This is a genomic window from Enterococcus mundtii (assembly GCF_002813755.1).
GTDB classification, from domain to species: Bacteria; Bacillota; Bacilli; order Lactobacillales; family Enterococcaceae; genus Enterococcus_B; species Enterococcus_B mundtii.
Genome location: NZ_CP018061.1, coordinates 1,276,326 through 1,287,513, shown reverse-complemented (window position 1 = coordinate 1,287,513; position 11,188 = coordinate 1,276,326). Strand labels below are relative to the sequence as shown.

The window sequence follows — 11,188 nt, the reverse complement described above, 5'->3', positions numbered from 1 at the left end:
CAAAATTTTTCGATTAGAATAAACCGACTACCTCTCCCTTATTCGTCACATTCATATTCAATGCAGCTGGTTTCTTTGGCAATCCTGGCATTGTCATCACATCACCTGTCAAAGCTACTAAAAATCCTGCACCCAATTTGGGTACAAATTCACGGATCGTGATCGTAAAATCTTCCGGTGCACCTAGTAATGTTGGATCGTCAGAAAAAGAGTACTGGGTTTTCGCCATGCAAATCGGTAGGTCAGACCAACCATTTTTCTCAAACTCAAGGATTTGATTCTCTGCTTTTTTGCTAAAAGAAACTTCTTTACCACCGTAGATTTTTTGAACGACTGCATTTACTTTTGATTTGATTGAATCACTAGATTGATACAATGGAACGTAATTCGCGTCTTTTGTATCGATCAATTCTACAACTGCTTTTGCTAATTCAACTCCCCCTTCGGCACCATTTTCCCAAACACTTGCCCGTTTTGCTATGACTCCTTCTTTTTCGCACAATTCCTTCAGTAACTCTAATTCAGCCTCTGTATCAGTCACAAATTCATTGATTGCAACGATCACTGGGATCTTGTAACTTCTCATATTACGAATATGCCGCTTCAAGTTAGCAAATCCTTTGTGTAAAGCCTCAAGATTTTCAGTTTGTAGTTCTGCCTTATCCAGTCCCCCGTGCATTTTCAACGCACGAACAGTCGCTACGATCACAATCGTATCTGGCGCTTTTTGCAAATTAGGAACTTTGATATCTAGGAATTTTTCTCCGCCTAAATCTGCACCAAAACCAGCTTCAGTAACAACATAATCAGCAATTTTCAATGCAGTTTTAGTTGCCAATACACTATTACAACCATGAGCAATGTTTGCAAACGGTCCACCATGGATAAATGCGGGTGTACCATAGATCGTTTGCACGAGATTCGGTTTAATCGCATCTTTTAACAACAAAGCAAGGGAACCCTCTGCTTTTAAATCACCAGCTGTTACAGGACGACGATCGTAAGTATATCCAATAACGATTCGTGCTAATCGAGCTTTTAAATCATCTAAATCAGCAGCTAAACACAATATCGCCATGATTTCACTCGCTACAGTGATATCAAATCCGTCTTCTCTTGGAACCCCCTGAATCGGTCCACCTAATCCAACGATCACATTTCGCAATGCACGATCATTCAAATCCACGACACGCTTCCAAATGACACGTCGCGGATCGATCCCTAGCTCATTTCCTTGGTGGATGTGGTTATCTAATAAGGCAGACAGTGCATTATTTGCAGAGGTGATTGCATGCATATCTCCAGTAAAATGCAAATTGATATCTTCCATTGGTAATACTTGCGCGTAGCCTCCTCCAGTAGCTCCACCCTTGATTCCCATAACTGGACCTAAGGATGGCTCACGTAATGCAATCACAGCTTTTTTATCTAATTGATTCAAGGCATCACCTAATCCGACTGTAACTGTTGATTTTCCTTCACCAGCTGGTGTGGGATTGATAGAAGTTACCAGAACGAGGCGACCATCCTCTTTTTTCGAAAAATTCTTCATTGTGGTAAAATTTATTTTTGCTTTGTATTTCCCATATAATTCTAGATCATCTTCATTGATTCCGATGCTATCCGCAACTCTAATTATCGGTTTTAGCTGTGTTTCTTGTGAAATCTCTAAATCACTTTTCATCAAAACGCCCCTTTTCACGAACTATCTATACGAATATTTATTTTTTGTTAAGTTATACTTATTATACCTGTTTTCATTGTAAAAAAAAACAAAAAAAACTGATTTTTGATTTATTTGACGTACCTATTAATTCTCTTTATAATATAGGCTATGATCAGACATAGAAAGGTCGTGAGTGTTTTGACCACAGGAATGGTGAAATGGTTCGATAACAAAAAAGGATATGGCTTTATTAGTTATGATGAAACAGAAGAGATCTTCGTACATTTTACTGCAATCGAAGAAGAAGGATTCAAAACACTTGAAGAAAACCAAGTGGTAGAATTTACCGTTATTGAAGGGAATCGAGGCGTTCAGGCGGCCCATGTCAAAAAGATCAATGAATAAACACAGCCAAAGCAAATAAAAAAAGCTATTCCAATTGATTGGAATAGCTTTTTTATTTTTTATTCCTTTTCATTATTTCTGCCTGACTACTAGATTAGTCAGGTTACTACTCTCTGTTACTATTCTCTGCTACTACCTAGTATTCTTGTTTCGATTCTTACTGGTGCCTCTAAACTCGTACAGAATCTTTATCTTATTCAACTACATCTTTCGTATTCTTAAGTATTGATGGCATCGTTACCGTTTTTTTCATAGGATATTTCAAGTGGTCCAGTAATTCTACTTGCGCCTTTCTTTTTACAAAAATCACAAATGGCTCTTTATTTTTTTCAATTGTTAAAGATAATTTGCGTTTTTGTACATGGACGTCCTTGATTTGATCAATTGGTATTTCACGATCTCTCCAAAAAGCAGCATATTTTATTTTTATTGCCTCTTTTTTTAAAACTAGTGAGCGTCGTAACCCTAGCAAAAGGAAAATAAAGAATACCCCCATTAAAATATTACTTTTCCAATAAGGTCTTGTATTTTCTAACGATAAGATCAAACTCAAAAATAAAATAATAAATGTTGATGACCAATAAATGATCGACTGTGCCGTTTCGGGCTGCCAGCGAATATTTTTTTTCATTCTTCAACCTCGTGTCTTTATCTGTAATGGTATAATAAGTCGAACCGACAATTTTTGAAGGGCGTGTTTTTCCTTATGTTAAAAGTATACATTGATGCATCAACAAAAGGCAACCCTGGACCTAGCGGTGGAGGAATATTACTAGTCGCTGATCATCAACAAGAACAGTTGTCTATCCCTTTATCCTTTGGTTCAAACCATCAAGCCGAGTTTGAAGTCTTTTTAAAAACTTTAGAAATTCTAAAGAATAGACAGATGACCGAAGAAATCATTCTCTGCTATTCCGATAGTAAAGTGCTTGTATCAACCATCGATAAAAATCATACTACTAACCAAGATTTCTTGCCCTATTTAGAAAAAATACAAAGTCTATTAAAAGATTTTTCAATGTTGATTCTTCAGTGGATACCTGAAAGTAAAAATAAAGGCGCAGATAATCTAGCTAGACAAGCTTTACAAAAATCATTATAAAATATTGTGCGTGGAACATGACTCCTCTCGCGTATTCTAAACCCGAATAAACGACGGGAACAGAAGTAACCTCTTCGGAAATAAGGCGCCATCCACGAAAATTGTTCTTCAAATTTTTGTGGATGACGTCTTATTTCTCTAGGCTAGACACTTCAGTTCTGATCTCTTCTTAGGTTTGACTTTCCTCTTTTTTATCGATCTCTGAATGTATCCTTTTTAGTTAAGGCTTTTCACATTCAATTCTTTTTTATTTACATTCGGAAATGAAAAAGTTAACGTCCTATTTACTTCCTTGCTATTTGTTGATGCTTGTTGGATGATGGCAGCAAAGCTTCTTTTTTCACGAACATTCGTAGTAGTTGGAAGCGTTGGGTGATTATGGTCCTCGCTTGAATTCCCTGCTTTAGTTTGGTTTTTTTCTATTTCATATTCTTTTTCTAAGATGAAAAAATTTCCCGTGTGCATCAGCGCAAAAAACATGAGAATTGTAGGATCGATTAAAGGCCCATCATTCAACACTCTTTTCACACGTATGCGATTGAAAAAATCATTATCTAATACAAGATCTCTAATAATCGTCATCACAACTTCCGCATCTAAAAGCAGAAAATTAGCAGCTAACATTGGATCAACTAAAAGCTGCTTAACCACCTCACTACGTGCTAATTTAGGCAAATCAAATTCTTGAGCCAAATGGCTAACAAAGAGATCAAAATTCTCAGAGAATGTTATGTCCAGGTATTCAAAGTCAAACCGTTTTCTGATATCTTCCCCACTACTTTGAAATCCTTTCGGAGGATCTGCAAATCTAGCATAATCCAGTGTGCTTGATACAACATGCGTTGTTTCATGGATCACTGTTCCAAATAAACTAGGTCTAGTTTGAGTATCTGGCCTATCTGATGGCTTTATATGGAATTTATCCGCCATGATCAGTATTCGACATTCTGGATCAGCATTTACGACAAATGCTACTGTAGTAGGAGGTTTCACTTTGGCTGTATAATAGTTTTTCGTTTTTTTGTCATAGACTAAATCGGAAGAGACGATCCAGATATTTTGATAGCCTAAATCTTTTGATAAGTTGAGAAATTGTTCGCTTTTATCAGCGATAAGGAGTAATCTTTTGATGACTTCTCTCATTACTTGTTCTTTATTTTCACTAGTTTCTAGCTTTAACATGTGATTCAAATATTGACCTGGCGTTATTTCTGCTAGTGTTTCAAGTTTTAACCACTCCTCTGCTTTTTGCTTGAATGTTTGGAGATAGGTGACGGCCTCATCGACTCCCGAAGCTACTTCTTTTTGGAATTCATCAATGTACTCTGGCACTTTATCAGAGGTAAAACCAGGAAATATTCGATAAGGAAGCTCGGGATCATTCGCTAGTATTCTTGCAATTTCATACTTCATAGCTGCCTTTGCCATACCATCAGTACGGGAACTTAAATTCGCAAATTCTGAAACAAAAGAAGTCAACCTTGGAAGCTTCACTTGATCATCCTCATACCTGAACTTCTTTGGATGATCAGTAAGTATGGTGGCTTGTCTGAATTGATTGAATGTTTCCGCTACACCAAGTGACTCTGGTAATTGGTAATATGGTGGGTATTCCAACATTTTAGCAATCTTTGCTAAATCCTCTGTATCGCGAGATGTTCCAGCTTTTCCAACTTGTGGAATCGGTTGCTTTGCTTTTGTACTTCCAGCTGTATTTTTCGTTGATTTATTAGGAATACTTTTCTTCCCACCCGCTAAGATTGCATGGTGTGGCTCAGCAATCATTCTTTCTAATGGGGTCTCAACACGGAAGTAGTTATGTCTCTCATCAAATTTCAAGATTATCAGCGGTCTAGTTACTTTTTTCTTAACAAGATGATATCGTTGATTTTCTCGGTCGATTAAAATTAATGGAATATAGCGATTGTTCACCTTGATATAAGATCTACCTGAGGAGGCATGCATCAAGCCATATTCATCGGGTGGAGAAAGAGTAGTGGGGCTACTTATACTTTCAAACTGTTCTGGTTGACTGATCACATAGTCGCTGACTTCTTTCGCTAATCTTGGCGAAGTATCCGGTTCAAAATACCAGCCTACGCCGTTAAATCGTATAGGAAACAATTTTTCTCCTTCATATACGTCATAACGTAAGCCATGACCTTCAATCGCATGGATTTGAACTGGGACCTTTTGTTGATTCATTTGAACGAATGAACCAATGACTTCTCCATTTTTCTCTACAGTGTATACCTTCCCTTCACCATATCCTTTGGGGTTCAAATTTTTTTCTACTACAAATATTTGTGAAGTATCCACTTGATGTGCGAGCCTGTTTATACGCTGAATCTCCTCCTCATTATAAAACAAGTCCCCTTCAAAAGATCTGAGCTGACTGCCATGTAATGTGAAATATCCCCCAAAAATATCACCATCTTTTAGATTCATCACCTGCATGTACAACGAGTCTTTCACACGTCTCACGATGCTGTAGGGGCCCTTTCCAGGCAGCTGTGCCCGTACATGATCATCAGGCAACGGAGGTATTTTTTTTGTTAAAGTTTCTAGCTTCGTTAATAAAGGTTTCAAATGAGCAGGAATGAACCATTGACTTCTCAATTCAGAAAATCCTTTAAGTATCAACTTTGCTCCATCAGTGACTAACTCAAATCCAGGATCTGCATAGTGTGCTGTACTTTTAAGAATCGCTTTTAGTTCTAAACGAGTTGGTGTGAATCTCATTCCATTACGGATAGCGTGTCTGACTCCACTTTCTGCAGCGGCTTTTGCCATCCCCAGGGCAAAATTTGTACTTAGTCCCATCACTTGACCAACGACAGGGATCAAGAAAACCACATCAATTGTACACGAAATGACCGCATCAGAGACATTTTCATCAATGATTCCGACGATACAATCATAAAAAGGGATAATATGTTTGACCACATCCCCAATTTGTTCAGGTACGGACTTGTCATTTCCAAACTCATATAGCTGGCGACAGAAATGATCTCGCTGTATTTGACTGATGGCGATACTCAGTCTTGCTTGATCCAAGCCTTGTCCTAGTTCATGCTCCCGAATGATTTTTGTAGAAAATGTGAAGTCTTTCTTACCAATTCGGATTTTTTCTCTGTTTTGCTTATAACCATTGCGCCAAAGGTCTTTTTGATCAAACAATCCATATTTAAGATATAATAGCGGATCTTTATCTACTCGATAAAAAATATATCCCCCATATTGTTCCAATCTCTTCACAGCATACAAACGTTCTTCCCCTCCACGGATCGCTGCAAAAAGATCTGTTTTTTCTAGATTCAAGTTAGTATCCAACCATTTCTCACGCTCACCGAAATTGACTATTGGAATTCCTCCAATAGCTGGTGGTGCATAGTAATGTTGCTGATGCCTAAGTTCAGCCGTTGCACTATAAATCTGTGTTTCGTTTGAAAATAGAAAATTTTTCTCTGACTGATCTAAACCATTTAAAGCGGTGCCGATAAATCGCTGATTTACTTTGAAAAAAGCGTCGGCTACGTCTTTCGTTAGCTGTGTGTACCATTCCTCTAGATCTGGTGGTTGGTAAACATCGGGACAAGGTGGTAAGCCTAATAAATATGCTTGGTCTAATAATAATCTGTTTTTTCCTGAACGTTTGTTGCATTCTTTATTCACACTTTCTGCCAGTGCTTTTTTTCGGCGCCAGTTGGTAACTGCGTCCTCATATTCCCCCACCTCATGATAGAGTATTTTTTCATTCTCAACGATTGTCTCCGTCATTTCTTGCCAGAAAGTGATAAACTTTTGTAAGGCATAAACTTTATGATTACCATTCTCTAAAGCCTCTCTTAATCCTTCAGGATCTAATTGAGCAGTAGCTAGTAAAGCTGGGGTTAGGAGGTATTGTAACCCTTCAATTTGCTTTATGGATTGTATTTTAAGAGAATCGCAAAAAAATTTACCAAGTGTAATCTCATCTTTATTGCTGAATTCTGACAAATAACCAGCATCTGCCAACAGTTTTGCTCCTGCTAGTTGCATCAATGAGCCAAAATCAGATATCGATAGATCATCGGCTAATTTGCTAGACTCAAGAAAATAATTAGGTAATATTTTTTCGATAAATTTTATCCATAGTTTTTCAAAAACCACCTGATCTTTTCTTAACATTTGTTCTTCTCTGCTATCTCTTCCGACAAGGCTATGGATATTGATAACACCCTCTTTTCTTAACGAATCGACCTCTAAAAATTTTCTGACTTGTCCAATCGTAAAGCTTGATGGATCGGGTGAGTCGAGAATTTTTCTTATCATGTATTCTTCGACCGAGCCACTTAATATATTTTCAATCGCCCATCTCATGACAGTAGCTTCAGCAATTTTTGCAGAAATTTTATCTTCTGATGATCCGCCATACATCTTCAGTTCTTTTAGAATGATTTTGGCGATGGCCTGAAATTTATCTGGCATAAATACCATGCCAACACCATCTTGTGTCAACCACTTTCCCATAGATATAAGTATTCGTTCCGATGATTGATCATAAGGAACAACCCCTTGTTGAATAAAAAACTGATTCAACTGGACACGTATATTTTTATTCTGCCATTGTTCCTTGCCTACACTGAGATTTAGTGGTTCCCCCGCGGTTTGTTCATTTTCAGTTAAATCAATGTGGACAGGTATTACATCTTCATCAGTTGGCGTTGACAATTCAAGTGACGGATCGTCGAAGTCAAATGTTTCAAATAACCATTTTGTATAGGTTAACTCGGCATGTGCGCCTGAGATGACTCCATCATTTTTTTCGTTCAAAATCACTTGTGCCAATTGTTTGATTTTGACTGGATCAATCACCTCGATCGTCGCCCCCTCTAACAACACCCAATGAGTAATTGTTTGTGCAAACGCACTGGAATCAGACATGTTCCAACTCCTACCTTGTCCTTTGAGAAAATCAGCAACTCTTCGCTTGGTCTCCTCTTTTTGGTTATGTATATCTTCAACATGCTTTGTTGCCTGAACACTTTGGGAATCATCTGCTTTTTTTTGTAGGTGATTTTCTTTAAGAAATGTATTGATCTTCTCTTTTTTATTACTAAGGTCACTCTCTTGACTCTCATTGATAAGGTAATTTAACTGAGCATTATTGTCTTCCCATTGAAGAATACAAACCCGTGCATCCTGGACAGTCAATAATCGCCATTCAATCCCGTAATGCTTTAGGAGTAGTTCTGCTACCTCTTTTTGTCTTTGGACAGTTTCCTCGTAGTTTCCTGCGCTAAGCACCCAACTTTGCATTTTCCTCACTAATTCACTGTTTGACACATACCCAAGGGATAACTGTTTTGCAATAAGAAAAATCCTGACTTCTCTGTTTACCATTAGTGTTTTTTCACGTTGATTGAAAATCTGATAATCATAACAATATGGCTTGATGGGTTCAACATTCGATATAGTCGCTGCCTGATCATTTATGAAGTCATTATAAATGATCCCACTAATGTTTTTTTGTTCTTGAAGCTGTTCAGTATAGGGGAGTTCTGGTGCAGACAATTGATAATGAACTGTTTGTTCTGTATTTTCTTTGTAGGTACACCCTTCTAATAGTAAATTCGTTTGCAATTGTTGTTGCACAGCTGTTTTTTTAGTTAGCAAATAGGGATCACCTAACCGAATATTTTTTACCCCATAGGCTTTCATAATATAATAAGTGATGAATTGTTCTCTTGATTCTTGTTCCAAAAAATCAGAAGTTCCACCCGACTCCACAAAATCGTTGAGACCATCAATTATTTCTTTAGCTGTAGCTTCTTCCTTGCTCGCAATTTTATTTTTTTCGAAGAACTCATGAAGAAGTTCTTTTACCTCAATCGTTTTGTTTCGATTTAAAAAAAGATCATATTCATAATAAAAGATCGGTAAATTTTGAAATACTACTCCTTCAGGCATCAGATTATTTTTCAGGATTTCTTTGATATTGTTTACTTGATCTAAATCAGAGACTGGTGGTGCCGTTGTCGTGAGATTGCTCATCTTTACTTTAGGAGCCGTCAAATGAACCATCACACTACTCACTTCAATAAATGTAAATCCTTTAAAAATATTGTTTGTTCGCCACTGAAGTACAATTTCTATGGCTTCTCTATAAGTTAATGCACGATCTGGTACCCCATATTTTTTTAGAATAAGATGCGCAAGAGAGATTCTTTTCTCTAAGACAAGGTGAAAGGCAAATCTATCTTGTTCCCAGGTATCGATTAGAATAAACAAGTCTTGAATAGAAAGATCCCCCATAAAATCTTTGACCGCTTCATTGACCTCATCTGTTTTAGCACGCTGTTGATACACATCGTGATCGTACCAAAAAGGCATCATAGGCTCCAAGTCAACATCTGGAAAAGGTTGTCTCTTCAAGTATGTATCGATAATACGATTGATTTTATCCACCGTTTTCTCAGGGATATCTTCATAAGAAGTAAAGCCTATTTTGGGAATCTGTTCCGAAAGAGGTTCAGGTGTCATGCGATTAGAAGGAAGTGATGTGGCACCGACACCAAATAAATTTGTTTTCTGATCAAAAAATGTGCTAACACTTTCGGCAAATCTACTCGTTAATTGCCAGATAGTCGTTGTAATTTGTTCGGCTTCTTCATTTGATAATGGCAGCCTGACAGGTAAGGGATGCGTAAAAAAAGAATGTTCGATCAGATGATTATTTCTTCGCTCTTTACCAATCTCTTCATGCCCTCTTGGTATCCCCTCAGATTTACCTTTTATCCATTCATCAAATGGACGAGAAGGTTCCCCTTCTGATTCCTCAGCACTAGGATTCGATAGATTGTTACGAACAAATGAGCGAAAACTATCAACTACATAGAACCAATAATCTTCAGTCACATCGTGAAAATAGTTATCGTTTGTGTTGTCTGTCTCATTTTTTTTAGTAATATTATCGTTGTGAGATTCATCAGCGAATCCTTCAAACACATTTTTAAGTTTATCCGCGATATCTTTTAATTCAAAGTAGTCTCTGGCATTTGTTGGGGGGATTTTTTTGAAATAGAATTGTTGAAGGAGGGGTGAATGCTCTTTGTCCTTTTCATTTATCTTTTGAGATTTAGCAATTGCTACTTTACATATGGTTTTAAAGTGAGTTTGTACTTTTCGAGGTTGTTCCCATAATCCCCATTTCCGACCGATTGTTTCTTTTTTTGTCGTCGTGCAATTTTCTAGTTCAACTAGACCATGTACGAATTTATGAACCTCTAAACTCCATAAGTGTGCTGCTTCGGCCAAAGGAGTTGACGTATTTATCTTGGGTTCAAATCCACCATGTGTACTGTTTTTATTCAATACATCGGAAGTCTTTCCGCCATCGAACGTTGAACTTGAGGTTAACGAGTGGACTACTTCATCTTTATGATTGATCCAATCATCTGTTACGACAAAAGTATCCATCTCAAAAATAGCACGCTCTTCTTGAACAGCCCTTTGCTTGTTTGGCATCTCTTCTTCTAATTTGAAATTTTGAAACAGACTGAATGCGTAAAGCATTCCAACCGCCGTCTTAAGACCTTCTCTTGTTGGTTGTTTCCCAGAATGATTAGAAATATAGTTGACCATTCGTTGTTCGGCTTTTGTGTTGAAATTTTTATATCTTTTATTATTGAATGTTCCTATTGGTTTACGATGATCTTCTATTGGCATCTTATTCACTCCTCAATTCATTCGATTGACAGACTTCCAAGACTTCAGCAACAGCTGAACGTTGCAACAAGAATTTTTACCTTGTGAATGATAAGAATCATTGAAACTCATTATTTCTTAAAATACACAACCTACATCCATTATTATTCCTATTGTCAATACTGAAAATTCAAAAATCATTGATGGAACAAAATATTTATTTTTATATTACTTGATAGTATTTATACAACAACTACTATTATTTCTTGATCCAGAAAAAAAAATCTGGTTTTTATTCATAGAATTCAAAATTATTTGGTAAAGAA

The 11,188-nt window shown here is 37.1% G+C and carries 5 protein-coding genes; 2 read left to right on the top strand and 3 right to left on the bottom strand.

Features of this window, described 5'->3' with window-relative positions; genetic code table 11:
- Window positions 1-13 precede the first annotated feature (13 nt).
- A complete protein-coding gene (locus EM4838_RS06270) occupies window positions 14-1,684 on the bottom strand; it encodes a formate--tetrahydrofolate ligase (RefSeq protein WP_071867255.1) in 1,671 nt (556 codons plus the stop codon).
- A gap of 180 nt (window positions 1,685-1,864) precedes the next feature.
- On the opposite strand from EM4838_RS06270, the gene EM4838_RS06260 reads away from it, so the two are divergent.
- Complete coding sequence (locus tag EM4838_RS06260; protein WP_071867280.1) at window positions 1,865-2,071, top strand: cold-shock protein; 207 nt, start codon at window positions 1,865-1,867, stop codon at window positions 2,069-2,071.
- A gap of 193 nt (window positions 2,072-2,264) precedes the next feature.
- Here the strand turns inward: EM4838_RS06260 and EM4838_RS06255 are convergent, their stop codons facing one another.
- Window positions 2,265-2,702, bottom strand: coding sequence for an EbsA family protein (locus EM4838_RS06255; protein ID WP_071867254.1), 438 nt, complete (start codon window positions 2,700-2,702; stop codon window positions 2,265-2,267).
- A 75-nt stretch (window positions 2,703-2,777) separates the two neighbouring features.
- Here EM4838_RS06255 and EM4838_RS06250 point away from each other — a divergent pair, with 75 nt between their 5' ends.
- On the top strand, window positions 2,778-3,173 hold the full coding sequence (locus EM4838_RS06250; protein ID WP_071867253.1) for a ribonuclease HI family protein: 396 nt from the start codon (window positions 2,778-2,780) through the stop codon (window positions 3,171-3,173).
- A 216-nt stretch (window positions 3,174-3,389) separates the two neighbouring features.
- On the opposite strand, the gene EM4838_RS06245 is transcribed toward EM4838_RS06250, so the two are convergent.
- Window positions 3,390-10,883 carry a QWxxN domain gene (locus EM4838_RS06245; protein WP_071867252.1) on the bottom strand — a complete coding sequence of 2,498 codons (7,494 nt, stop codon included), beginning with the start codon at window positions 10,881-10,883 and terminating at the stop codon, window positions 3,390-3,392.
- Window positions 10,884-11,188: the final 305 nt, after the last annotated feature.